Origin of the sequence: Erythrobacter litoralis (genome assembly GCF_001719165.1) — a bacterium.
GTDB lineage: Bacteria > Pseudomonadota > Alphaproteobacteria > Sphingomonadales > Sphingomonadaceae > Erythrobacter > Erythrobacter litoralis.
On record NZ_CP017057.1, the window covers coordinates 2,418,233 to 2,443,712 of the forward strand.

At 66.9% G+C, this 25,480-nt stretch carries 20 protein-coding genes; 12 read left to right on the forward strand and 8 right to left on the reverse strand.

Going from position 1 to position 25,480, the window contains the following annotated elements:
- Positions 1–149 precede the first annotated feature (149 nt).
- The 10 genes from Ga0102493_RS16155 to Ga0102493_RS11645 all read left to right on the forward strand — a co-directional run bounded on the left by Ga0102493_RS16155 (position 150) and on the right by Ga0102493_RS11645 (position 8,006).
- Positions 150–644, forward strand: a complete 495-nt coding sequence (locus Ga0102493_RS16155) for a hypothetical protein (protein ID WP_069297526.1) — start codon at positions 150–152, stop codon at positions 642–644.
- Positions 641–1,294: a hypothetical protein gene (locus tag Ga0102493_RS11605; RefSeq protein ID WP_034903583.1), complete on the forward strand. Its 654-nt coding sequence runs from the start codon at positions 641–643 to the stop codon at positions 1,292–1,294. The genes Ga0102493_RS16155 and Ga0102493_RS11605 overlap by 4 nt, the downstream gene beginning before the upstream one ends.
- A 21-nt stretch (positions 1,295–1,315) precedes the next feature.
- Entirely contained in the window at positions 1,316–2,335 is a 1,020-nt protein-coding gene (locus Ga0102493_RS11610; RefSeq protein WP_051697947.1) for a hypothetical protein, read from the forward strand.
- A 169-nt stretch (positions 2,336–2,504) separates the two neighbouring features.
- Positions 2,505–3,242 (forward strand): C39 family peptidase, encoded by a 738-nt coding sequence (locus Ga0102493_RS11615; protein WP_069297527.1) that lies wholly within the window; start codon positions 2,505–2,507, stop codon positions 3,240–3,242.
- 11 nt (positions 3,243–3,253) lie between these two features.
- Entirely contained in the window at positions 3,254–4,111 is an 858-nt protein-coding gene (locus tag Ga0102493_RS11620) for a hypothetical protein (protein ID WP_034903580.1), read from the forward strand.
- A 32-nt stretch (positions 4,112–4,143) separates the two neighbouring features.
- The gene (locus Ga0102493_RS11625) at positions 4,144–4,731 is read left to right on the forward strand and encodes a peptidoglycan-binding domain-containing protein (RefSeq protein WP_034903578.1); all 588 of its coding nucleotides are present in this window, start codon (positions 4,144–4,146) and stop codon (positions 4,729–4,731) included.
- Between the two features lie 15 nt (positions 4,732–4,746).
- Positions 4,747–6,150, forward strand: a complete 1,404-nt coding sequence (locus tag Ga0102493_RS11630; RefSeq protein WP_051697944.1) for a transporter — start codon at positions 4,747–4,749, stop codon at positions 6,148–6,150.
- A 271-nt stretch (positions 6,151–6,421) separates the two neighbouring features.
- Positions 6,422–6,964 (forward strand): Hsp20/alpha crystallin family protein, encoded by a 543-nt coding sequence (locus Ga0102493_RS11635; RefSeq protein WP_051697942.1) that lies wholly within the window; start codon positions 6,422–6,424, stop codon positions 6,962–6,964.
- Entirely contained in the window at positions 6,961–7,215 is a 255-nt protein-coding gene (locus Ga0102493_RS11640) for a hypothetical protein (protein WP_069297528.1), read from the forward strand. Before Ga0102493_RS11635 ends, Ga0102493_RS11640 begins: the two co-directional genes overlap by 4 nt.
- Positions 7,212–8,006 (forward strand): universal stress protein, encoded by a 795-nt coding sequence (locus Ga0102493_RS11645; protein WP_034903575.1) that lies wholly within the window; start codon positions 7,212–7,214, stop codon positions 8,004–8,006. Before Ga0102493_RS11640 ends, Ga0102493_RS11645 begins: the two co-directional genes overlap by 4 nt.
- 67 nt (positions 8,007–8,073) lie before the next feature.
- On the opposite strand, the gene Ga0102493_RS11650 is transcribed toward Ga0102493_RS11645, so the two are convergent.
- Positions 8,074–8,742 carry a response regulator transcription factor gene (locus Ga0102493_RS11650; protein ID WP_034903572.1) on the reverse strand — a complete coding sequence of 223 codons (669 nt, stop codon included), beginning with the start codon at positions 8,740–8,742 and terminating at the stop codon, positions 8,074–8,076.
- Positions 8,732–10,636, reverse strand: a complete 1,905-nt coding sequence (locus tag Ga0102493_RS11655; protein ID WP_051697940.1) for a PAS domain S-box protein — start codon at positions 10,634–10,636, stop codon at positions 8,732–8,734. The genes Ga0102493_RS11650 and Ga0102493_RS11655 overlap by 11 nt, the downstream gene beginning before the upstream one ends.
- A 246-nt stretch (positions 10,637–10,882) precedes the next feature.
- On the opposite strand from Ga0102493_RS11655, the gene Ga0102493_RS11660 reads away from it, so the two are divergent.
- Positions 10,883–11,818 carry a 1-phosphofructokinase family hexose kinase gene (locus Ga0102493_RS11660; RefSeq protein ID WP_034903569.1) on the forward strand — a complete coding sequence of 312 codons (936 nt, stop codon included), beginning with the start codon at positions 10,883–10,885 and terminating at the stop codon, positions 11,816–11,818.
- Positions 11,819–11,837: 19 nt separating this feature from the next.
- Here Ga0102493_RS11660 and Ga0102493_RS11665 read toward each other — a convergent pair whose 3' ends face one another.
- The gene (locus Ga0102493_RS11665; RefSeq protein ID WP_236922215.1) at positions 11,838–12,491 is read right to left on the reverse strand and encodes a phosphoribosyltransferase; all 654 of its coding nucleotides are present in this window, start codon (positions 12,489–12,491) and stop codon (positions 11,838–11,840) included.
- Between the two features lie 196 nt (positions 12,492–12,687).
- On the reverse strand, positions 12,688–14,037 hold the full coding sequence (locus Ga0102493_RS11670) for an erythromycin esterase family protein (protein WP_081845643.1): 1,350 nt from the start codon (positions 14,035–14,037) through the stop codon (positions 12,688–12,690).
- Between the two features lie 459 nt (positions 14,038–14,496).
- Between Ga0102493_RS11670 and Ga0102493_RS11675 the strand changes: the two genes are divergently transcribed.
- Positions 14,497–14,859: an ANTAR domain-containing protein gene (locus tag Ga0102493_RS11675; protein ID WP_051697938.1), complete on the forward strand. Its 363-nt coding sequence runs from the start codon at positions 14,497–14,499 to the stop codon at positions 14,857–14,859.
- A 31-nt stretch (positions 14,860–14,890) separates the two neighbouring features.
- Here the strand turns inward: Ga0102493_RS11675 and Ga0102493_RS11680 are convergent, their stop codons facing one another.
- The 4 genes from Ga0102493_RS11680 to Ga0102493_RS11695 all read right to left on the reverse strand — a co-directional run bounded on the left by Ga0102493_RS11680 (position 14,891) and on the right by Ga0102493_RS11695 (position 25,367).
- Complete coding sequence (locus Ga0102493_RS11680) at positions 14,891–15,328, reverse strand: baeRF12 domain-containing protein (RefSeq protein WP_034903565.1); 438 nt, start codon at positions 15,326–15,328, stop codon at positions 14,891–14,893.
- Positions 15,329–15,543: 215 nt separating this feature from the next.
- Positions 15,544–23,667 carry a GH36-type glycosyl hydrolase domain-containing protein gene (locus Ga0102493_RS11685; RefSeq protein WP_161490062.1) on the reverse strand — a complete coding sequence of 2,708 codons (8,124 nt, stop codon included), beginning with the start codon at positions 23,665–23,667 and terminating at the stop codon, positions 15,544–15,546.
- A gap of 92 nt (positions 23,668–23,759) precedes the next feature.
- A complete protein-coding gene (locus Ga0102493_RS11690) occupies positions 23,760–24,800 on the reverse strand; it encodes a universal stress protein (RefSeq protein ID WP_034903559.1) in 1,041 nt (346 codons plus the stop codon).
- A 177-nt stretch (positions 24,801–24,977) separates the two neighbouring features.
- Positions 24,978–25,367: a hypothetical protein gene (locus Ga0102493_RS11695; RefSeq protein WP_034903556.1), complete on the reverse strand. Its 390-nt coding sequence runs from the start codon at positions 25,365–25,367 to the stop codon at positions 24,978–24,980.
- Between the last annotated feature and the right edge of the window lie 113 nt (positions 25,368–25,480).

Genomic DNA, 25,480 nt, shown 5'->3' on the forward strand with positions numbered 1-25,480 from the left:
TCTACTTAGTTAATATTCGATTAGTATAAAACCGGATGCATCCAGTCCCCGATACGGCGGATTATATCCCAGTCACGTCAAACCACACGGATCGATCCGATCTGGTCAGGTTTTGATCGGCTCCACGGAGTCGGACGGGAGGAGGAATCATGCATTCGACATGGATTTTCGGCAGGCGCCCGCTCGCCTTGCCCTGGTTTCTAATGGCATCCCTTGCGGGGGCCATACCTCTTCCGGCGATTGCCCAGGAAACAGCCGCTACCGGCGCACAGCCAGCAAGCGATGGCCACATCGTCTATTCCCGTGAAGTCGGCCACAGCGTCGGCGCACCGAATTTTCCGGGCCGCAGCCACGAGGCCGTGACCGCCCCGACGGGCATGCTCATAGCGACCGTGTCGAACGGGCTCGTCCCGCTTTCCGACCTCGAGACAGCCAGTGTGACCGCATCGCTGCCCCGCTCGCTCGCGGTTCTCGATCTCGGTGGGGCGCAGGGCATCATCGCCAGCACGCTCGGCGGGCAGGCGAACCAGATCAACCCATCCGAAAACGCCTCGCTCAACCCCGGTTCGACGATCGGAACGGCGATGCAATCGCTTCACGGCGCGCTCGGCAGCCTTTCGGTCATCACCGGGGGCAAGCCATGAGCGGCGCGCGAAACATGTCGTGGCCCGCCTTCGCCATGCTGGCTTTCGGGCCGATCGTTCCGGTCGCGGGCCTGTGTGCCCAGAGCGCCGGGTCGGCCACCCAATCCCCGTCCGAGGACGTGCGAACTCAGGATGTCGTTGTCCTCGAAGGCGAACAGGGTGCGGGCGGGAGCGGACGTCTTGCGGTCAATATCGCGGCCGGCGATCTCAACCAGCAGGCCTCCAGCGTGGTTCTGGCCCAGGGTGCGATCGCGGTGACCCGCGAACGGGTGGTCCAGAAAAGCGAGGCGAGCGGCGCCGAGGAGCGGTCGACCAGGATCGTTCTGGGCGACGGGACCTTTGCGGGCCATGCGGGCCTTGCCAGCCTCAACATCACTGCCGGGACGGGCAACCAGTCCGCCAACCTGGCTTCCATCGCAATCGGACAGGCAAGCGCGCTGTCGGACCAGCTGCTCGAGCAGACGCGCGCTCCCATCGAACCATCCGGGGGGCCGAGGGCGGCCGCGAGCGGGCGGAATGACTCCATCGAAATCGACGATGGGGCATTCGCCGGCGGAAGCGGCGTTTTCCAGGCCAACCTGATCGGTGGCGAGAGGAATTCCTCCGCCAACACCTTCTCGCTCGCCGTGATGGCGGGTGGGCAACCCTGAGTGAACTGAAGGAGAAACGAGATGAAGAAACTTCTGCTTTCGTCCGTCGCGGCGTCGGCGTTCATCGCCATGCCGGCTATGGCCCAGGACGCGGATGTCGAGGTCAGCGTCGATCTCGACTATTCGAACAACATCGACACCAGCCTCACCACCGATGCGACGTTCTTCAAGCTCGTCGGCATTCTCGGCGGTGCGATCGTGACCGGTGTCGTCGAAGTCGACAGTTCGGCGGTGGCGATCACCGATGCCAAGCAATTGCAGCAGGGCGTCGCGGTGACCTATCGTGAAGAGAACGAGCTCAACGGCGAGAACGGCTATGTCGATCCCATCTTCGGCCCGGCCTGGAGCGAAGCGGGCAACGACCCCAATGACGATCTGATCGACGGCTCCCTCGAACCGCGCATCCGCGCCGGTTACTTCGCGCCGATCATCAATACCGTGGACGAGTTCTCGATCGATTCCTCGGGCAATACGGGCGTCAACCTCGCTGCCGGCTACTTCAACATGCAGATGAATGCGGCGACGCTCGCCACCTCGAGCAATGCCTCGGAAGAAGCCGCCGGCGGTTGGGCCGAAGCCTCGACCACCTCGTTCCAGTCGCTGCTCGGCGTGAGCCAGGCGGCAGTCCCGGGCTTCAGCTCGCCGGGCGATGATCCCGATGAAGGCGGCGGAAACAACAATTTCCGCGACCGCAATTCGGTTCTCGGCGGAACGATCGCCGGTTCGGGCAATATCGGCGTCAACGCGGCAGCAGGCAGCCTCAACCAGCAGGCGAACCTGATGACGCTGGCCGTGGCCAACGATGCGACCTTGGCCGAAGCGAATGCCGGGCTGATCCAGTCCTCGACGCTCAGCTTCGTCGAGCAGCAGGACAGCCAGAACTTCGTGACCGGGCTCAACATCGACGGCGCCTCGGGCAATGTCGGGGTGAACTTCGCCGCGGGCGTGGGCAACCAGCAGCTCAATTCGCTGACCATCGCGGCCTCTGCCGGCGGTGCGCCGGCCAATGGCGACGGTGGTGGCGGTACCGACCCGAACTGAGCAAGCCGCATGAAGCCCGCCCCAATCGCCATGCAGCGACCCGGATGGCGGGGAGGGGCACCGGCAGAAAGACGCGCCCCCGAAGCAAGCATCTGCCGGCCGTGACGGGGAAGAGCCAACCGGCTCTTCCCCCGATCGGGAACCGAGGGATCCTGGAGAGGACACCGAGATGAAAAGCGCAAGGCGACATGGCGCGGCAAGGCCCGCAGCAGCGGCAGCGGCATTGGCCGCGCTCGCTCTTGCGACCGGCTGCGCCAGCGCGCCCGAGGGCGAGGCGGTCCCGCTCTGGCTCGGAGCGGTGACGACCAACGGCCCCACGCTCGCGGTTTCCCTTTCCAGCTGGAAGGAGATGAAGTTCGACAACCTCGTGCGCCAGCGCACCGATTTCAGCTGCGGCGCCGCCGCGCTCGCCACCGTCTTCAATTACGCGTTCGGCCGCGAAACGACCGAGGAGCAGGTGCTCGTCAACATGCTGCGCGTCGCCGACCCGGACGTCGTGCGCAAGAAGGGCTTCTCGCTGCTGGACATGAAGACCTATTCGCAATCGGTCGGCTACGAGGCGGAAGGATACAGGGTCGATTACGCGACGCTCGAGAAGCTCGACGTGCCGACGATCGCCCTGCTCGACATCCGCGGATACAAGCATTTCGTCGTCGTCCGCCGCGCCTGGGGCGACCGCATCGCGATCGGCGATCCGGCACTCGGCAACATGACGATGCCGCGCGAGAAATTCGAGGAAGCCTGGAACGGCATCCTCTTCGTGATCTCGGGCGATGGCTACGTGCCCGACAACATCCTGCGCAATCCGCCCGAGCCGCTTTCCGCAAGAAAGCTGCTCGAGCTCACTGCAACCATGCCCGGTGCCGAGCTGGCCGAATTCGGCTTCGGCCCGCGGATCTCGTTCTGAAGGAGGCAAAGATGTCCCGGAAAGCCAATAGCAGCCATGTCGCCGGACGCAGGTGCGCCAGCGCAGCGACGCTCACCCTGCTGCTCGCCATCCCGACCCAGCCGCTCCTCGCGGCAGGCCCGGATCTGTCCGCGCTCGCCGATGCAGAGCCAATCGCGGACGAGGAACTGGCCGACATGAGGGGCAAGTTCGTGACCTCGGACGCGGTGTCGTTCTTCGGCATCACGATGCTCACGAGCTGGCAGGACTCAAGCGGGGTCACAACGCTCGCCCGGCTGCTTTTCAGCGTCGATTTCCTGCCGGGCGCGCAAGGCGGCGCGCCCACGCCGCAATTGATGATCGCTTGGTCGCGCGCCGGGGAGACCGGGGGCGACCCCTCGATGGACGTGACCGACATGCACGAGGGCTACACGCCCTATATCCCGCCCCAGGAGGCCTTCGGCGTCGGCGGGCTCGATACCTTTTCGGGCGCCGCGCAGGTGAATGTCATTGCCGGCGCCGACAACCGCTCGCTCAATTCCATGCAGGTGATGGTCGTGCCCTCATCTGCGGTCGGGGCCTTGTCGCAGGACGGCCTGACCGCGATCGACGGCCCGGCGGAACTCGCCTTCGCCGACGGCGACACGCTGCAATTCCGGCTCGCCGACAACCAGCTCGGCATCGTCATGACAGGCAATGACGGGTTCGACAGCACCAGCCAGCTGGCCGGGGGCGATATTGGACAGGTGCTTCAGCAGACCATCCTGAACAGCAACAGCAACATGATCGAGAACCGGGCTTCGGTGATCTTCGGCATCGACGCGCTGCAGAACCAGCAGACCGTCCGCGTGCAGGAGGCGCTGAGCGCGATGAAGGGACACGGGTTCTGAAATTCGAAAACACGCTTCGGGGGAGAAAGGACATGAAGAACCATCTCATGGCGATGGCAGCGCTCGCGGCCACCGCATTGGCATCCGCGAGCGCGCAGGAGGATACCCGGCAATTCGCCGTCGAAGGCGCGGGGATGGCGACCTGCGCACGATTCATAGAAGCGCGCACCGACGCACCGCTCGAACACCAGCGGATGATCGGTTTCATCGAAGGCTATCTCAGCGCGGCCAATCTCTACGAACCGGATACCTTCGATCTCACCCCGTGGCACAACGCGGCCGCTCTCGACATGATCGTCGAGCATCACTGCTCGCAATATCCCGAGGATCGCCTGGTCGGCGTGACCCAGCGCATGGTGGGCGGCTTCAGGCCGTTTCGGGTCGCCCGCTTCTCGCCCATGCTCGAAGTCGGGGACGAGCAGAACAGCGCCTTCGTCTACGAGGCGATCCTGCGCCGCGCCCAGGCCGCGCTGCAGCTGCGCGGATTTTATTCGGGCCCCGAGGACGGGACCTATTCCCCGGAACTGCGAGAGGCATTCCGCGCCTTCCAGCGCGAGGTCGAGCTGGACGAAACCGGCGTGCCGGATCCTGCGACCCTGTGGAAACTGCTCAACCCCTGACAAGACGGGAGATGGATGATGAAAGCGGACTTTCGCTGCACCGTCGCGGGCCTTGCCCTTGCCGCTGCACTCTCGATCAGCGCCCAGCCAGTATTCGCGCAGGATGCCCTGGCGCCCGAGGAAGAACCGCAGGAGGCGCCCGATGAAGAGGCGGACGCGCGCGCCGATCTCGAACGACAGGTCGAGGAACTGCGCGAGCGGGAACGGGAATATCGCCGCAGGCTCGAACAGCTCGAGGCGCGGCTTGCCCTGATCGAGCGCGGCCAGGCCGTTCCCGGCGCCTCTCTGGGCGCGGCAGAGGCAGCGAACCTGCGCGGTGCCTATATCGCCCCACGGCCCGTCGCGATCCCCGACGATCCCTCGCTCGCCTTCTTTCGCAAGCAGGATCTGTCGCAATCCTTCGTCCTCCCGTCGCAGGACGCACCTCCGCCCGGAGGCGAGGAGGAGGAGGAACGCCGTTCCCCCGCTCCGAGCGAGGCGGTGGCCGAGATCAGCGGGGAACAGCAGGGACGCTTTGGCGACCGGCTCGGCTTCGACCTGGGGCTGTCCTATTCGCATTTCGACACCGCGCGGATCTCGCTCAACGGCTTCCTCGCGCTCGATGCGATCTTCCTCGGGACGATCAGCATCGACCAAGTGAAATCGGACATCTTCACCTTCGATCCGACCATTCGTTACGGCATCAGCGATCGCCTGTTCGTCGATGCCAACCTGCCGGTGCTCTACCGCACGTCCAATTTCCGCTCCGGCGGCGCCGGCGGTTCGGCTTCGGCCCTGATCGAGCGGACGGTCCACGATGAAGGCATCGGGGATCTCAATTTCGGCGCGAGCTACCGCCTGATCGAGGAAACCGCCAGCATGCCCGATGTCGTGGTCAGCGCCCGGGTGCGTGTGCCCACCGGGCGCGATCCGTTCGGCATCGAATTCGTCGAGGTGGCGGGAAGCGAGGGCAATTTGCAGGTTCCCGCGGCGCTCGCCACCGGGACCGGCGTCTACGGTGCCTCGATCGGCTGGGCGATGCTCAAGACGCTCGACCCGATGGTGATTTTCGGCAATGCGACCTACTTCCACAATTTCTCGCGTGATTTCGCGGATATCGACGAGAACGAGGGCAACATTCCCGGGCGGGTCGATATCGGCGATGCGTTCCAGTTCGGTGCCGGGCTCGCCTTTGCGCTCAACGACAAGTCGAGCATTTCCATGTCCTACAGCCAGCGCATCATCGAGCGCACGCGGCTGAGGCCGGAAGGCCAGGATTCGCGCATCGTCGTGGGGAGCCAGGCGAATGTCGGCCTCGTCAACCTGGGTGCGACCTTCTCGCTTTCCCGGCGTCTTGCCCTCATCGCCAATGTCGGGATCGGCCTCACCGACGACAGCCCCGACATGTCGGTCGGCATCCGCCTGCCGTTCCGATTCTGAAGCTGCCGCTGAGGGTGCAGGCAACCGGGCGGAGGGTTTGAGGGCCGTCCTTCGCCCGGATCGCCTGCGGAACCGATCATGCACGCATCAAGCGGTCCGGTGCCATCAGTAAATGCCCGGCCCGGGCTTACCGAAGGTCGCCGCGCAGGCTGCAGGCTTCCCCGTAGGTTTCCCGATGTCGCCGCGCGCCGCGTCGGAATAGCACTCTGCCAGGCCCCGCGCTCCATCGGCGAAACCCGCGGCGGGGCTTCGAAGAGGAAAGAGGATCAGCATGAACGAACAGGCCCATATCCCGGCAAGCACCGGGAAAGAACCCAGCACCGCCCCCCGCAACGATCTCCGCAAGGATCCCCGCAACGAGCACCGCAACGATCAGGGCATCGCCGCCGTCTTTGGCCGACTGCGCGACGAGATCGACGATCTGTTCGATGACGTCGCCATGCCCCGGCAGGTGCGCCGGGCGCTGCACATGTCCGGCGGGATCGAATTCACTCCGGCGATCGAGCTCAAGGACAAGCGGGACCATTACGCGCTCGCGATCGAACTGCCCGGCCTCGATGACAAGGACATCGACGTCGAGTTCGCCGACGGGGTCCTGTCGATTTCGGGCGAAAAGCATGCCGAAAGCGAGGAGCGAAGCGAGGGCTGCCTCATCAGCGAACGCAGCTATGGCGCATTCCGGCGGCGACTGAACCTGCCCAAGGATGTCGACCCCGAACAGATCGACGCGAAATACGAGCGCGGCGTGCTCAATGTCACGCTCGGCAAGGACAAGAAGGCGGCCGAGCGCGTCCGGAAGATCAAGGTCGCATGACCCTGGCGGTCCGCCTGCCCCGGCTTGCCGGCATTCCGCCGCTGCGGCCCGACCGGATCGACCCGGTCGGGCCGCCCGACGTGGAACCGCTGCCGGATGAAAACGAGCCGGGCGTCGTTCCCGAAACCGAGCCGACCGAACCCGACATCGACGAACCAAACCGCTCGCCGGAGGAATATCCCGGCCCGCAGGAAGACGGACGTTCGCATGATGGTGCGGCCTCCCCCCGAAGGAAGGGATACCTCGAATGAAGAACATCCTGCTGCTCGTCCATGACGACCCGGCCCAGGAAGCACGCTTCCAGGTCGCGCTCGACGTCACTCGCAGGCTCGGCGGGCATCTCGAATGCCTTGCGGTGCGCGAATTGCCGATGATCGCCTATGGCGACTATTCGGCCAGCGAGGCGATGGTCCTGCTCGATGCGGGCGAGGTCAAGACCGGTTCGCTGCAATCCGCGCTCGAGAAACGGCTCGCGAGCGAGGACGTGGGCTGGTCCTTCGACCGGTCCTTCGAGGCTCCGACCGAAGCGCTGGCCTATGCCTCCGACTTCGCCGATCTCATCGTCATGTCCGCCCGGCTCGACGACGACGCCGACGAGCCGCCCGCGCCCGAACGGCTTCCGCTGCGCTCGGGACGACCCATTCTCGCCGTGCCGCCCAAAGCGCGCGGGATCGATCTCGACGCGCCGATGGTGATCGCGTGGGACGGATCGCGTCCCGCGGTGGAGGCGGTGCGCGCGGCCGCGCGGCTTGCGAAGGGCGCACGCGAAGTCGTCCTGATCCAGGTCGGCAAGGGCTCGGGCGCGCTCGATATGGAGGAGGCTGCGGTCTATCTCTCGCGCCACGGGATCAGGCCCGAACTGATAAAGCGCGACCGCGAGCCGACCGTGGCTGCCGCCCTGCTCGACCAGGTGCAGCTGATCGGTGCGCAATTGCTCGTGATGGGGGCCTATGGCAGCCTGCCGAGCGCGGAGCGGATCTTCGGCGGCGTGACCCGCACGATGCTCCAGCAGAGCCCTGTGCCGTTGCTGCTGGCGCATTGAGGCGGCACCCGGCCCTTCTTTCCCTCGTTCCAGCTCGCCCCGCCGTCGGGGGGAGACGGGGCGCCCGTCAGTTGTTTTCGCGCGGCGCGAGCAGGGTGTGCTCTGACAGCCAGCGTCTTTCCGAACCCAGCCCCGCGGCAAAGGCGATCCGCAGCGCATCGGCGAAGCTGTGCACGTCGAGCTTGCCCATCACGTTGGCGCGATAGACCTCGACAGTGCGCGAACTGATGCCGAGATCGTAGGCGATCGTCTTGTTGGGATAGCCGCAGGCGAGCCCATCGAGCACTTCCTGCTCGCGCGAGGTGAGCCGGCCGAGCTGGGTCTTGGCCCATTCCTTGCGGTTGAGCCGTTCCTCGCTGTCGCGCATCGTTTCGAAAGCGGCCTGCACGGCGGCGAGGACATTCTGGCGATCGACCGGTTTCTGGAGGAAATCGACCGCGCCTTCCTGCATCGCCTTGACGGCCATGGTCACGTCACCGTGACCGGTCAGGAAGATGACGGGAAAGTTGAATCCCTCCCGCTTCATCTCCTGCTGCAATTCTAGCCCGTCCATCCCCGGCATCCTGATGTCGACGAGAGCGCAGGCGGGCGTCATCTTGTCGGCGCCCTTGAGAAAGCTTTCGGACCCGCACCAACGCATCACGTCATAGCCCGAATTCGACAGCAGGAAATCAAGCGACCGCCTGATCGATTCCTCGTCATCGACTACATGAACCAGCCAGCGTTCAATCGCCATGTTCGTCCTCCTCCCTTAAGCAGGGCACCGTGAAGACGAAACCCGCACCGTCGGCGAGATCGGGGTCGTACCAGATCCGCCCGCCATGAGCCTCGATGATGGTCCGGCAGATGGCGAGACCCATGCCCATGCCGTCTTTCTTGGTCGTGCTGAAGGGCTCGAACAGCCGTTCGATGCGCTCCGGCGGGACGCCGGGGCCGGAATCGGTGACGGTGAACCGCACCGCGCTGCCATCGCAGGTGATGGCGACGTTCACCTCTCCGTCGCGTTCGATCGCATCGACCGCGTTGCGCATGAGATTGAGCAGAACCTGCTGGATCTGCACCCGGTCGACGAAAACGTGCTTGAGTTCCGGCCCGACCGTGACCGATCGCTCGATGTTGCGATGGCGGGTGCCGGCCGTCCCAAGTGCGATGGCATCGCGCACGAGCCTGCCCGGATCCTCCAGCGTGCGTTCGATCTCACCGCGTGCGACGAAGCTGCGCAGCCGCTTGACGATCTCTCCTGCCCGCAGCGCCTCGTGCCCGGCCTGCTCAAGTGCATCGGCGACCTTCTCGATCGAATCCGTTTCCGCCCGGCGCAGCAGTTCTGCCGAAGTCTGGACGATGTTCCCGATCGCCATGAGCGGCTGGTTGAGTTCGTGCGCGATCGAGGTGGCGAGCGTTCCCATCTCGCTCACGCGGGCGATGTGAGCGAGTTCGCGCTGCAATTCCTCGAGCCGCGCCTCGGTCGCCTCCTTCTCGGTAAGGTCCTGGACGAAGCCCGCGAACATCCGCTGCCCGCCGCCGAAAGCCTCGCCGATCCTGAGCGAATGCGGAAAGATCGTGCCGTCCTTGCGCAGGCCGTAGACCCGGCGCTTCGACCCGATGACCCTGCTTTCCCCCTGCGAACGATAGCGCTGCATGTGGCCATCGTGCTCCTCGCGGTCGGGCGAAGGCATCAGCATCGACACGTTGCGCCCGATCACCTCGTGCGCGCAATAGCCGAACATCTCTTCGGCCGTCTTGCTGAAGAGCAGGATCCTGCCGTCCACATCGATCACGATCAGCGCTTCGGGCACGGTGTCGAGAATCGAGCGAAGGAGGACCGTGCTCGCCTCGAGCGAGCGCGCCTGCGTGTCCTCATGGGTTATGTCGCGCACGATCTGCCCGAACCCGCTAGGCAGGACATCGTCCCCTTCCACGCGCGAGATCGTCACCTCGGCGAGGAAACGGGACCCGTCCTTGCGCGTGCGCCAGCAGCGGTCGCGGAACGACCCGTTCTTGCGCGCAAGCTCGAGCTGCCTTTGCGGCAGGCCCCGCTCGCGCTCGGACGGGTCGAACAGGATATCGAAGTGCCGACCCTGCACCTCCGCCTCGCGCCAGCCGCACAGGCGTTGGGCTCCCTGGTTCCAGATCGTTATGCGCCCCTCGTCGTCGAGCATGCAGAGCGCAAAATTCTCCGCGATGTCGATGAAGAGCGACAATTCCTGCTTCAGCACCTTGGACCTGAGGTGCTGCTCCATCTCAGCGGTGATATCCTCGCAGACCATCAGGGCGCCGCGCACCGCGCCCTTCGTGTCCTTCCACGGCGAGACGCTCCACCGGATCCACTCGACACCGCCGTCGGCGCGTTCGAGCCGGTCGAAATCGCTAGCGATCGTCTCGCCATCGAGCGCTTGCCCGAGCACTTTGCGCCAGGGCCCCTGATGGCAGGAAGATACATGGTCGGGGGAATAGGGCGGACCGGAGTCCGCAGGCAGGTCGAACAACCCCTTCCAGCGCGCATTGCACAGCACGCAGGCAAGATCTGTATCGAACAAGGCGATCGCTGCCGGGATCTGGTCGATCATGGGAGCGACCAGCCGGACATAGGGAATTCGCTCCGTGCGGAAATTGATGTCCGCCTTGTTCATCCGCTCTCTTGGGCCCCGTTATACGACGTCAATTGTCCTCGCGCCAGTGTCGGGGGACAAGCCATTGGGGACATCCGTAATATTACGGAGAAGTGGCGCGAAGTGCGCACGGCGCTTTCTTTCGGGCCCCTAGACAACCGCTAGAATCATCGAAAATCGATCGCCTTTTTTTTGGCGGCAATGGACTGTCGGGGGCAATCGAAGACAGTGGCGGGGCGGCCCATCCTCGGTTAGGGTGGCAGCGTCATGGCCGACAATTTCCCGATAGCCACGCTGACGCTCAATCCGGCGATCGACCTGTCCTTCGCGGTCGACCGGATCTACCCGCTCCACAAGATGCGCGGCGACAGCGAGCGACACGATCCGGGCGGCGGCGGGATCAATGTCTCGCGCGTCATAGCCCGGCTCGGCGGGACCGCGCCCTGCCATTATTTCGCGGGCGGGCCGGGCGGCGCGGCGTTCGATCACCTGCTCGACCGGCACCAGCTGGTGAAGCGCCCGATCCCCATCTGCGGCTCGACCCGGATCAGCACCACCGTCTACGAACGCGCGGGCGATGCCGAATATCGCTTCACCACCGACGGACCCGAAATATCGCCCGGCGAATGGGCCGCCTGCCTCGAACGCTTTCGCAGCCTGCGCTGTTCGTGGCTGGTGCTGAGCGGGACATTGCCGCGCGGCGTGCCCGACAATGCCTATGCCGAGCTTGCCGCGATGGCTGCGGCGAACGGCGCGAAAGTTGTGCTCGACAGTTCGGGGCGCGGCCTTGCCGGGGGTCTTTCCGGGTCAGGGGTCTTCCTCGTCAAGCCGAGCCTGAGCGAATTGCGCGCCTTCACCGGCGAGGATCTTTCGACCGACAGGGATATCGCCCAGGCCGCCGGGCGCATGGTAGCGGCCGGGTCGGCACGCCATGTCGCGGTGACGCTGGGCGCAGACGGCGCGCTGCTGGTCGGCGAGGACCGGCATGTCCGCCTGCCCGCGCTCGAGGTCGAACGGCGCAGCGCGGTCGGAGCGGGGGACAGCTTCCTTGCGGCCATGGTCTTCGCGCTCAGCGGGGGACGCGCGATAGAGGAGGCGTTCAGGCACGGCATCGCGGCGGGCGCGGCGGCCGTCATGACGCCGGGAACGGGTCTTGCCGAGCCGCGCGACATCGAACGCCTCCTGCCGCTTACCGGAGGCTAGGAAGCCGGCACGGTGCGGATCAGTCCTCTGCCCGATTGCCGCGCGCGCGCTCCATGATCCGCACCACCTCGGCATCGCTTGTCTGGCTGAAATCGCCGTAATGCTGTCCCACCGATCCGAACGGTTCGGGCAATTCGAGCACCACGATCTCGTCGCACAAGGGGGCGAGCCTGTCGGCAATGTCGCGCGGGGCGACGGGCACGGCGAGGATCAGCCGCTCTGCGCCCGCCTTGCGCGCTCCGCGAATGGCGGCGGTGATGGTCGACCCGGTGGCGATCCCGTCATCGACGATCACCACTGTGCGCCCCTCCATGCGCGGCTTTCGCCGATTGCCCATATAGGCCATCCGGCGGCGTTCGAGTTCGACCAGCTGGCGGCTCATCTCGCGCTGGAGATAATCGGTCCCCGGCGCGATGATCTCGAGCGCCTCGTCGTTGAGGACGACCTGCGGGTCCTCGCCGTCCACCACCGCTCCGATCGCATATTCGGGATTGCCGGGCGCACCGAGCTTGCGGACCATCATCAGATCGAGCTCCGCATCGAGCGCGCGGGCGATCTCGCAGGCGACCGGCACCCCGCCGCGCGGCAGGGCGAGGATCAGCGGATCGTGTCCGCGCAGATGGCCGAGCCTTGCTGCAAGCTGCTTTCCGGCGCTGGCCCTGTTCTCGATCACGGACGCTATCCTCATCCCATCAACACCTCGCCGAACGCAGAATGGCGATCGAACCGGCGGCTCGCACGCCCGGCAGGCCGGGCCGATGCCCCCGCTTCCCCGGACAGGTGGCCGGCACCAGGGTCGATGACGATTTCGTGCGGTGCAGTCAGCGATTTTAAGAGGAAACTAGGCAAGGAAGATGGATCGTCCATGGCTACAATCCGAACGGGTAGGTTTCAGGCGCGCCTTCGGGCCGCTCGACACCCAGGGGTGTGACCGGAGTGGTCTCCTCGAACCAGACATAGGCATCGAACTGGTCGGCGAGCACGGCTTCGAAGTAATGGCTGAGATATTCGCTCTCGGGGCGGTAGACGACGCCGATCGCGCGCTCGAGCAGGGTGCGGCGCAGCTGTTCGGCGAGCGTGCGCCGGGAGGGGGAGCGCCAGTCGGTCAGCGAGCGAGCGAAACCGGCATGCCGAAAGGCGTGCTCCCAGCTGTCGATCCGCGCGGGGCGCACGGTCTTGACCTGCATCCGCCCGCCCCATTCGCTTGCCGCCGCGACGGTGCCGCGATCGGTGCCGAAGCCGATGGCGACGCATTCGTCGCCGTGCGCCATGCGGCACAATTCGCCGATGTTGAATTCGCCCCGCCATCCCATCGCGGTCGCCGCGGCGTTGCCGACATGCGAATTGTGCGCCCACACGACTGCCTTTGCGGTATCGCCGCCATGGGCAAGGAGCGACTGAAGCGTCGCGAACATGTGCCGGTCGCGCAGGTTCCAGCTTTCGGCCGCGCCGCGGTAGAGCGCGCGGTAATATTTCTCGGCCGTGACGGCGATGCGCGCGTTCTGCACCGCGTCGAACCAGCCTTTGCCATTGTCGTCCAGCGCCGCGAGTCGCAGGTCGAGCAGGTCGCGCAATTGCCCCACCACCTCGTTCTCGCAGCTTTCGCGCCCGCCATGGACCACCGCATGGCCGTAGCGCGCCGGGTCCTCGCGCCAGGGAAACAGGCAGCCATAGCGTTCCCGCGCGAGCGCGGCATCGAACGGGTCGCGCTCCTCGAGGAAATCGATCACCGCATTCATCGACTGGTTCAGCGAATAGATGTCGAGCCCGCGAAACGCGACCTGGCGTCCGGCTGGCAGGCCTTGATTGTGCCCGCGCAGCCAGTCGGCGAATTCGAGCGTTTCGAGATTGCGCCACATCCAGGTAGGAAACCGCACGAAGGCATCGCCCTGCGCGGGCCGTGCGGCAACGTGGCCCCCGTCGCGGCGGACGTAACCGTCGATCCGCGCTGCATCGGGCCAGTCGGCCTCGACCGCGACGATCGAAAAGCCGTGGCGCTCGACCATCCGGCGCGTGATCGCTGCGCGCGCGCGGTAGAATTCGCTGCTGCCATGGGTCGCCTCGCCCAGAAGCAGCACTTTCGCATCGGCGAAGCGGTCGAACCGGCTCCCGAAACGGGCGGCATCGGCCGGATGCGGCAGGGGCTCGGCGGCATCGTGCAGAAGGACGGACAGCTGCGGCAGCTCGGTGTTCTCACGCGTCGCGGTAATCGCATTCATCGGCCGCCTCCCGAGGATAGGATAAATGCGCCCTGCCATCGGCGCATTCGTCAGCCAAAGGCAAGCACGGCCCCGAAGCGCACGGCTTCGGGACCGCCGAGTCTGGGTCAACAAAGGGGCGAACCCGCGGGGTTCCCTGACCCGTGATGCGCGGGCGCATCTCGTTTTGGGAACCTCCGCGAGCCCTGGTCATACGATCGTCGCGCAGTCTTGGGTCAGAACCTTTTCTTTGCGATCCGGTTCAAAACGAAGCTGGCGCTCCCGTCTGACAATCATCGTCTAGGCCTGCCGCACGGCGCCCTCCATCGGTAGATGTCCCTAAGGATCCTTGCGGGATCGCCCTATGCCTCGTCCATTCGGTGAAATCGCCCGCACTACGGACAATTGCGAAGGGCGTTCGCGAAAGGCCCCCGCCACATTCGCCCGGCAACAGGACGGACAGGAAGAAGGGAAACCGGCATGCCGCATGCACTCATCATCGACGAAAACATCGCGATCAGTCGCGCCATCCAGCATCACCTGGGCGGGCTCGGCTTTGCCTCCTTCGACATCACCTGGACCGAACAGCAGGCGCTCGACGCGGCGGCGCGACGGCGGCCCGACATCATCGTGATCGGCGACGACATCGAATGGGGATCCGCGATCCGCGCGGCGCGCAGGATCTCGCTCGACGATTCGATCCCGGTGCTGATGGTGAGCGGGAATCCGGCACGGGCAAGCGAACGGCTCGAAATGGCATCGAGCTATGAAGGCCCGTTCCGCGTCAACCAGATCGAGGAAGCGGTCGGCATCGCGCTGGAAGGCAGGCCCGTCCTGCACTGATGGCGAAGCCCCCCCCCCCCCGCAGGGTCGTTCAGGCCGAAAGCAGGCGGTGCGTGATCTCGGCCACGGGCATGGCGGTGTAATCGCGGTCGATCTCGGCCAGCAGCTTGTCCCTCACTTGCCGGGGGCAGGTGCAACGCAGCCGGCCGAGCGAGACGGGATCGGCGACTATCACGATGGCGGGCGTGCTTTCCTCCGCGAATTCCGCGAGCGCGGCCATCGCCCCTTCGAGAAACTCCCTTTCGTGCGCGCCATGCGGATCGCCCGTCTCATAGCTGCTGCGCGCGGGAGTTTGGCTCGAAAAGGTCCGGCCCGGCGCGCCGGAAAACAAATAGCGGTTGGGAACAAGGACGACCTCGCGATGCTCGAGCACCTCGAGCCGGGGATAGACCGCATCGCCCGCATTGCGCAGCAGGACCATGCGCGCTCCGTCGGTGACGAGGACGAGTGTGCGGTTCGGCAGTTTCATGGCGCGCTTTCCTCCACCTGCGCCGCGCACGGCGATACCGGTCGCGCGGCAGTTTCGGCGAGGGGATCATCACGGTCGATCGGGACCGCCCCGCCATCCATGACCCGGGAAACCTTGACCATCGAACTTCTTCCCTTTCGAGCCGCCTTCGTGGTGCGCAAGGCAGGGCGATAATGCGCTGCGGGCGGGGCCGGTTCTCTCCGTAGAGTTCCCGATCAGGCGCGGCCGGCTGCGGCTCCGCTGGGCTGAGGGACCGGGTCGGAAGAGGAGGCGGGGCGCGTACCGGGCGCCGGGGCGAGGACAAGCAGCACTTCGCGCCTTTTGCCTTCGCCCGGAAAGTCGATCGGACCGCTTTCGGCCTGTTCGCCGTCGATCGTCAGCGCGCTGGCCTCGCCGCGGCGCACCTCGATCTCGATCACGCCCTGCCCTCGCACCGAGGCGCAGAAGCCGTCCCAGTCGGGCGGCAGGCACGGGGCAAGATCGATCCGCCCGCGATCGAGACGGATGCCGAGAATGTGCTCGCTCGCGAGCCGCCATGCCCATCCGGCAGCGCCGGTATACCACGTCCACCCGCCTTGCCCGAGATGTTCGTCACCGCCGCTGATATCGCCCGCCGCGGCATAGGGCTCGACCGCGTAGCGCATTGCATCCTCGACCGTGGCGGCGTGGCATGCAGGGTTGATCCGGTCGAACACTTCCTTTGCCTGCGCCCCGTCGCCAAGCATCGCGCAGGCTATCCCGAGCCAGGCCGCGGCATGGCTGTATTGCCCGCCATTCTCGCGGATGCCGGGTGGATAGGCCTGGATGTAGCCGGGATCGCGCGGCGAGTCGGCGAACGGCGGGTCGAGCAGCCGGGCAATGCTGTCCGAAGGCCGCACGAGCTGTTCGAAGGCGCTGTCCATCGCCCGCCGCGAGCGGGCGCTGTCGCCGCCGGCGATCACCGACCAGGCCTGCACCAGTGCATCGATCCGGCATTCCTCGTTTTCCGCCGAACCCCAGGGCCGCCCATAATCGTCGAAGGCGCGCAGATACCATGCCCCGTCCCAGCCATGCTCCTCGAGCGCGCGGGTCAGCTGGTCCGCCCGCGCGATCCAGCGCGCGCCGAATTCGGGTTGTCCTGCCGCCTGCGCCACGTCGGAAAAGGAACGGATGGAAGCGATGAGAAACCAGGCGAGCCACACGCTCTCGCCCTTCCCGCCCGCCCCGATCCTGTTCATGCCGTCATTCCAGTCGCCATCTCCGATCAGCGGCAGGCCGTGCTCTCCGGTGCGAAAGGCGCGGTCGAAGGCGCGGCGGCAATGCTCGAACAGGCTGCCGCTCTCGCCATGCGCGAATTCGCCGTAACGATCCGCCTCGTCTGGCGCGAGTTCCGGCGCGCGCAGGAACGGCACCTCCTCATCGAGGATCGTCATGTCGCCGGTTGCCCTGACATAGTCGGCGGTCACGAAAGGCAGCCAGACGAGATCGTCGGAACAGCGCGTGCGCACTCCCTTTCCCGAAGGCGGATGCCACCAATGGAGCACGTCGCCCTCCTCGAACTGGTGGGCGGCGGCCCTGAGGATGTGCGCGCGCGCGATCCCGGGCGCGGACAGGAACAGCGCCGAGACATCCTGCAACTGGTCGCGGAAACCGAACGCGCCCGATGCCTGGTAGAAGCCCGCGCGGGCGTACACCCGCGAGGACAGGATCTGATAGGGCAGCCAGCGATTGACCATCAGGTCGAAAGCCGGATCGGGCGTCTTGACCTCGAAAGAGGCGAAACGCTCCTCCCAGGAAGCGATGGTGTTGGCCGCTGCCACCGCCGCCGCGCCGGGACCGCGCAACCGGGCGAGGCAATCGGCGATTTCGTCCTCTCCTGCGGCCATGCCGAGGAAGAAGACCGTCCCGGCCTCGCCTCCGGGCGCGATGTCGATATGGACCTGGAGGGCGGCGGCGGCATCCTCCCCCGAATTGCCGGACCGGTCGCCGAGGCCCCATGCGCCGAGCGCGACGGGCCGCTTCCAGTCGGGCGGTTCGCCCAGCACGTCAGAGCGCGAAGTCGAAAGGCCGTGGATCGTCCCTTCCCCCGCAAGAAAGGCGATGCCCCCGCCCATAGCTCCGTCCATCGGGTTCTGCCCGAGGATCGCGGCGAGGTCGGCGCGGTAGCGGCTGGTGCGAAGCGGTGCCGGATCGGCGGCGTTCGCACCGATGATCCAGTCGGCCAGGAACGTCGCGGTGATCCTTCGCGCCTGCCCGCTCGTATCGCGCAGCGTGAGACGCACGATCTTGACCGGATCGTCTTCGGCAAGCGAGCAAGCCAGCGTCTGTTCGAGCCCGTCCGAATTCCGTGTCCAGATCGTCTCGCCCGGCCGGTGCTCGATCCGGCAGGGCGCATCGCGGCCGGCGGGAAGCGGAGTGACCGTCCAGACCCGTCCGCTCGCCTCGTCGCGCAGGTAAAGCGCCTCTCCCGAAGGATCGCGCAGTGGATCGTTGTGCCATGGCGTGATCCGCTGCTCGCCGCTGTTGCCGCCGAAAGTGAAGCCGAGCCCGGCTTCGGTGACGACCGTCCCGAAGGAGGCATTGGCGATGACATTGGACCAGGGCGCAGGCGTCGCCTCGCCCGGTGCGAGCTCGATCGCGTAATCGCCCGCCGGGGTGAAACCGCCCGGCCCCGCCACGAGCGCGCGATCCTCGTGCGCGGGACCCCGCCCCTCGCCCGAACTGTCTTGCGCCGGCGCTGCGGAGGGCAGGAAGGCAGGCAGCGGGACGGGCCCGGCCCGACCGCTGTCGATCTGCCTCTCGACCGCCTCCAGCCCGGCCCGCAGCGTCACTCTCGCCGCGGCTTCGAGCGCCGCCACCAGATGCGCCTCGCGCTGCTCCTTGCCGATCAGGACGATCCCGCCGCGCTGGCCGAGATGGTCCTCCACTCCGACATCGCGCAGGCTTTCGGCGATGCGCTCGCGTACCGGATCGATATAGCCCGGCGGGCCGGGATAGAGGATCGCGAGGTCGACCGGATGGCCATGCCAGCGCCACAGCCTGTGCGCGCGCAGGACAAACCGCAGATCCTCGCCGGCGACATCCTCGCCGGGTTCGTAGACCAGGATCGGCAGGTCGCCCGACAGGCCAAGCTCCCAAAGGTCCTGGCGCCGCGCCTCGCCGCTGGCGGGATTGCGCGGCCCCGGTTCCGCGACGAGCGCCGAGAACAGCAGCTGCGCATCGCGCAGTCGTTCCGGCAACAGGCCGATCCGCGCAAGGTCTGCACGCGCGCGGTGCTTCGCATCGCCGTCGATCCAGTCGAGCGCGGCGAGCGAGCCATAGCGTTCGAGAACTTCGAGCGCTTCCTCACCGCTCGGCGCGAGCGCGGTGACGACGGCGATCTCCGCCTCGCCATGCGCGGGCAGCGAAATCCGCGCCGCGAGCACCGATGCCGCATCGAGCGGATGCGTCTCTAGCGAAGCGGGACGCGCTGCGACCTCGGGAAAGGCGCGATGCGTAGCCAGCCTTCCGCGCGCATGGCGGCGCGATACCTCGAACCCCGTCACGCGCACCCGCCCGGGCGTGCCGACGATCCGCTGCGCCATGGCGAGACCGGGTGCATCCGCATCGCGCGACCGGCGCGTAAAGACCAGCGCATCCGTGGGTGGGTGATGACGCGCTTCGACGAACAGCCGGGCGAAAGCGGGATGGCGATTCCATTCTCCGAGCGGGGCGAGCGCGATTTCGGCATCGCTCGCGAAGTCGAGATGCATCGTTCTTGCCGAATGGTTGACGAGCCGCAGCCGGTGGAGCGCGACATCGTCGACCGGGGCGACGAGCATTTCATGCACGGCGGAAAGGTCTCCGGCCTGGCTTCGGATCTCGAGCTTGTGCGGATGGATCACGGCGCTGCGTCCGGCCGCCGGGGGGAAGGGCGACAGGGTTGCGGCAAGCGGAGTGTCCCTGCCGCCGCGAAGATGCAGGAAATGGCCGCGATCGCGGTCGCGCCCGGCTGGGCAGGTCACGGCATTGCCCTTCCACACCAGATCGCCCGCCCCATCCGTCCCGATCGCGAACGACACCCGGCCATTGCCCATGAGATGCACCATGTCCGATTCTTCGCCGCCCCGTTCCCACGCCTGCGCTCGCGGCGGCTTGGATGCGGCCGGAGAAGGCTCGGCGAGCGTCTGCCGGCGTTCGAGTTCGGGCTGTATCTCCCACGGAATGCGTTCGTTGAGGAGGAGATCGACCGCCTGCATTCGGTGGTCGGCCCCGAACCATCGCACGATCGCATCGTCGGCCACCGCGTTGGCGATCGCGGCGATGGTCATGCCGTGATGATGCGCCATGTACGAGCGCACCAGTGCCGGCGCTCCCCCCTCGCCAAGCCGCGCGGGCGTGAAATCGAGCGCTTCGTGGAAGCCGAAACGGCCGAGCGCGCCCAGCTTTTCGAGACGGCGCAGATTGGCGACCACGCCGCGCGGATCGACCGGCAAGGCGAGCGCCGAGGCGTAAGGAGCGATGACGAGATCCTCCTCCAGCCCCCGCCGCAGGCCGATATCGGGCACGCCGAATGCGCGATAGCGCCATGCGCCGTCGCCGCCATAGGATGCAAAGCCCGATTCCGAGATGCCCCATGGCACCCGGCGGCGCCCGGCATGCGCCTTCTGGATCGCGACGACTTCCCTTTCCGTCATGCCGAGCAGGGTCGCTTCGTCGCTGCGCACGAACAGTGAGGGCATGAGGTATTCGAACATCGAACCGTTCCACGAGACGAGCGCCGTGCGCCCCCGCCGCTGGCGCACCGGGCGCCCGAGCCGGAACCAGTGTTCGGTCGGCACGTCGCGTTTGGCGATGGCGAAATAGCTCGCCAGCCTCGCCTCGCTCGCGAGCAGATCGTAGAGATGCGGGTCGAGCCGTTCGCCGCTGACATCGTAGCCGATATGGAACAGGCGGCGGTGGTTGTCGTAGAGCGGAGCGAAATCCATGCCCTGTGCAAAGGCATCGGCCCGGCGGGCGATGTCGCGCAGCACGTGCGCGATCCGATCGCGCGAGGAAGGCGCCTCGCCCAGCAATTCGCGGCGGCATTCGGCGAGATGGTGTTCCGAGCGCTCGAGCCAGTCGTGCACCTGTTCGATGCCGGTCGGTTCGTTTGCCTCCTGTTCGACCAGCGCACGCACGATCCCGCTGCGCAGGCATGCAAGCTGGCGTTCCGCCGCATCGATGAGGTCGCGCCAGTGGCGCTCCTCCTCCGCGAGCCCGGCGACGATCTCGCGCAGATGGGCCGCCTCTCCCGCTAGATCGCCGTCGAGAGAGCAGCTGTCGATCGCCTCGCCGAGCAGCCGCAGGCAGTCGGAGAAGCCATCCCAGCGGGCCGGCGTGAAAAGCGGCGCGTCCGCGATGGTGCGACATCCGCGCGCGAGCGTGACGAGGCTTACCGCAAGGTTGCCGCTGTCGACGCTGGAGACATAGCGCGGCTCCAGCGGAGCGAGGCTCCTCGTATCGTACCAGTTGAGGATGTGGCCGTGCCAGCGCTCCAGCCGGTCGAGCGCGTCGAGCATGGACTGCATCCGGATCGCGAATTCAGGCGTGCCGAGATGGCCGAGCCGCCAGGCCGACAGGGCAGCGAGCGCCATCATGCCGATATTGGTCGGCGAAGTGCGGTGCGCGGTCGCAGCTATCGGCGCTTCCTGGTGGTTGTCGGGCGGCAGCCAGTGGTCCTGCGGCCCGGCGAAGCGTTCGAAAAACAGCCAGCTCCGGCGCGCGACGGCCCTGAGATAGTGCCGGTCGGCGCGTTCGAGCGAAGGGCGCGGCCGGCGCGCAGGGAAGGCGGTCAGGCGGGCGATCAGAGGCGCAGCGAGCCACGCGGCGACCAGCGGCAGCGCCGCGGCGAGCGCCGGGCTTCGCGCAAGACCGAGCGCGGCCAGCGCGATCAGCCCCGCCGCCGGAGCCGGCCAGGTGGCAGCGAATTGCGCGCTTCTCACGCTGCCGAGCGCGATCAGGCGGTTGACCTCGGCCGCGCTCGTCCATTGCAGCAGCCGCTCGCCGCGCCGCAGCCGCACGAGCGTCAGGGTGATTGCATGCAGGGCGACGAAGCTGTCCGCGGGCAGGAACACGATCTGCAGCAGCCAGCGCGCCAGATGCTCGCGCGCGCGGTTGCCCGTGGTGGCGAGCACCCCGCGCCTGCGGCCGCGCGCCATTCCGGTGACGACTTCGGTGAACAGCCACGCGCCGGGCACAAGCAGGGCGATCGCGGTCCACACCCATGCCGAACCGGGCAGCACGAACCAGCCGCCCGCCAGCAGCAGCATGACGCTCGGCGGGAGCAGGCTGCGGCGCATATTGTCCCATATCCGCAACCGGTCGAAGGTCGTCAGGCGATTGGCGATCCGCTGTCCGCCCGGGCCGGGCACGCGGTCGAACAGCCACGGGAGAAGCTGCCAGTCCCCCCTCACCCAGCGATGCCAGCGCCGCGCATATTCGGCATAGCTTTCGGGAAAGCCCTCGTAGAACACGATATCGCTCGCCAGACCCGCGCGCCCTTGCAGGCCTTCCCACAGATCGTGGCTCAGCAGCAGGTTTTCGGGAATGCGCCCGGCAAGGCTGCGGGCGAAGGCCTCGACGTCGTAGATGCCCTTGCCGACATAATTCCCGGTTCCGATCAGGTCCTGATAGACATCGCTGACCGCGCGAGAATAGATATCGATCGCGCTATCGCCGCCGAACAATCGGGCAAAGCGCGTATGCGTGCCCTGCGGTCCGATCTCGATGCGTGGCTGGAGGACCGTGTATCCCGCCAGCACCCGCCCTCCGTCATCGAAGACCGGCCGGTTGAGCGGATGGGCGAGCGCGCCCGCGAGTTTCGCGACGGAGCCCGGGGAAAGCCGCGTGTCGGCGTCCGCGGTGACCACGAAACGCGTGCCGACCAGCCGCCGCACGGCGCCTGCGGTGACGGGAAAGGCGCTGCGATTGGCGGTCTCGAGGAAGGCGTTGAACTGTTCGATCTTGCCGCGCTTGCGCTCCCAGCCCATCCAGCAATTCTCGGCCCGGTTGTATTGCCGCGCGCGGTGAAGCAGGCAGAATCCGCCATGCCATTTGCGGTTGAGCGCGATGACGCCGCGGCGCAGGGCCCGCTCGATCTCCTCGTCGCCCGGCATGCGCTCCTGCGGGGCGTCGGTCGGATCGCTCAGAAGAACGAAGGCATCGGCTTCGGGATTGGCGAGGCGGTGGAGCTCGAGCCGGGCAATGATTTCCTGCGCCTCGGCGACGCTGCCGAGGATGACGGGGACCGCGACGATCGTGCGCGCTGACCGGTCTATCCCCTCGCGAAAGTCAAGCTTGGGCAATCGGCGCGGCGGCACAGTCGCGGTGACTAGCCAGTTGACGAAAGTGACCGCCAGCACCGTCGTCGGCAGGGCACAAAGCGCAAGGCCAAGCACCCATTGCACCGCGCTCGCCTGCTCGTAGGCGAGATAGGCCGCGGGCAGCAGCAGCCCGGCCAGCCCGCAAGCGAAAAGCAATCCGGCATAGACCAGCCCCGCCCGCGCGCGCATCGCCCGCGCCATCCTGCGGCCCAGCGAAAGGCTGATCCCGATCCGCCGCTCCATCGCCGCAAGGCCCGCGCCGCACAGCCAATGGCCGACATGCCGCCCGGGCAGGTCCTGCGTCTCGCGCGCCATCGCCAGCGCCGCCTCTGCAACCTCGACTTCGGCAAGCGCGGCGCGATCGGCGAGATCCTCGAGCGAATCGCGATAGGCATCGCGGGTCTCGAAATCGCAGGCCGCATAGGTTTCGGCCGGGTCCTCGCACAGGAGGCGGTCGACCGCGCTCGCATGGTCGAAGATGTCCTTCCAGTCGATGCTCGATATGGCGACGAGATTGGCGATCATCCGCGCGATGGATTCCTCCGCCGCCGCCGGCGGCGCGAAAGCACGGCAGCTGCGGCTGCATTCGAACGGCACCTTGACCGCCGGAAACGCCTCGCCGACCGCGCTGGCGAGCCGTTCGATGCAGGCGAGCCTCAGCATGGCCGGCAGCGCCCACAATTCCGCGATATCGAGCGGATGGTGCGACTGGTAGCCTTCGAGATAGGCAAGCAGCACCTCGCGCGACAATTGGTGCTTGCCGGCATGGAGCAGGCCGTGGGCCAGCATCAGGACGCGCGGCTCGCCCCCGGCAGGTCCGCCCTCGATCGGGCGCAGCCTCGCATAGAAGCCGCGCGGCAGATCCTCGCCGAGCTGCACGATCGCGCGCTTTACGATATAGCCGTTGTCGAGCAGCCATTCGGCCGCCGAGGATGCCGCCGGATGGGCTTCGCTCGCAGCGCCCAAGGCATCGGCGAGCCAGGCATCAAGGGAATCGAGCGAGCGCCAGGCCGGCACGCCGCGCGATTTCCGGCGCGTTGCCGCGAACCGCCAATCCTTTCCCGCCTCCCACCCCTGCGATGCGACCGGATCCGTAAACGGATCGGCGATCATGCGGCGGCAGGACGCCGGTTGAGTGGCCCTCTGCCCGAAACGGTCCCGTGCGCGCGTCCGGCCTGCCGGGCGGGGCCGGGCGAGGTTGCCGTCCGGCCAGGGACCATCATAATCGGCACCACCATGATCGGCACGGACGCGTGGTCGAGCAGATAGGCCGCCGTGCTGCCCAGAGCCATGTTCTCGCAGGTCTTGACCCCGTGCCCGCGGGCGGAAAGGATGACGAGACCCGGTTGCTCCTCCGCCATCAGCCGGTCGAGACCGGCGCGCGGATCGCCTTTCAGGCAGCGGCTGCGCGCCGCAATGCCCTCGGCTTCGAGGCGGTGCAGCGCATCCTCGAGAAATTCGCAGGCCGCCCGTTCATTGCGGCGATCGACGCGCCGCTGCAATTCGAGATCGCCCAGAGCGGGCGGCCCGAACTCCTCGATCCCGGCGGCGGGAATGACATGGGCAAGCAGCAGTTCGGCCGATGTCGCTGCCGCGATCGCGCGCGCCCGGGCAAGCGCCGCATCGGCGAATCTCGACCCGTCGAGAGGCACCATGATGCGCAGCCGCGCGGGGCGCTCGGCCCTGGCGGAAGCGGGGACCACCAGCAGGCTGCCTGCCCCGCTTTCGAGCAGGCTGGCCGACAGGTGGACATGGTCGCCCACGCTCGATTTCCCGATGACCGCGGTTGCCGGACCCGACATGGCGCACAATTCGGCAAGCCCCGCCTGCCATTGCCCCTCCTTGATGCCGATTCCGATTTCGCCCGGGAAATTCTCGATCGAGGCGGCCATCTCCTCGAGGAACCGGCGCGCCCGGCTCCGCCGCAGATGCCATTCGAGCGGATCGGGAAGGCCCCCAGCAGGCTGCTCGTCCGAGACCGCATGGAAAAGGATCAGCGGACGATCCGTCTCCCGCGCAAGAAAGGCGGCCAGTCGCGCCACACGCTGCGAATGCGGCGAAAGATCGAGGCAGGCGATGATCGCGGCGGCGTCGGGCCGGGACGGATCGAGCTCGGATCGGAGCGAGGGGAACAGGGAAAGGGTGGGCATGGCAGGGCACTCTCGGGCAAGATCGGCGGGTCTCGGATTGAGCCGATCTCAGGCCTTGCGCGAAATCCGCAAAGTTACGGGGAGAAGGTCTGCTAGCGGCCCTTGCCCTTCCGGCTTCGGACCGCGCTCGCCGGCCCTCACCCGCCGGTGCGAAGGGCGCCCGGACAGGCGCGAACGCTACACGCCCGGCGGCGGGGCAAGGCCGATCCACTGCATGCACATTGCCTGCGCTACCATCACCACCAGCCAGTGCAGCGCCGCCGAAAGCGTCCGTCGCGCTCCCATTTCGTAGGCCATGAACGTCACCCACAGCACCGGCACGACGAAACCGATCCAGATCACCACCGCGCTTCCCAGCGCCATCACCCATTCGCCCGCCTCGGGAGGAGCGAGAATGAGCGCCCCAGCGAGGATCGATGCGAGCCAGAACTCGGCCAGCGCGGCGCCTGCGAGCGTCTTCCAGCCCGGCAGCAGGATATCGGAGGCGCGCAGCCAGACGATCCCGATGACGAGGCCCACGGCGGTGGCGGCCGCGATCGGCAGGAGGTTGAGAATTACGTAGATCATGATGTGCCCCTTGCCCTTCCAACGCGCGCCGGGCCTTCCGGTGCCGGAAGCCGCGCGCTTGAGCGCAGATCGAGGATGGTTCAGACAGGTTGCACCATCGCAAGAACACCGGA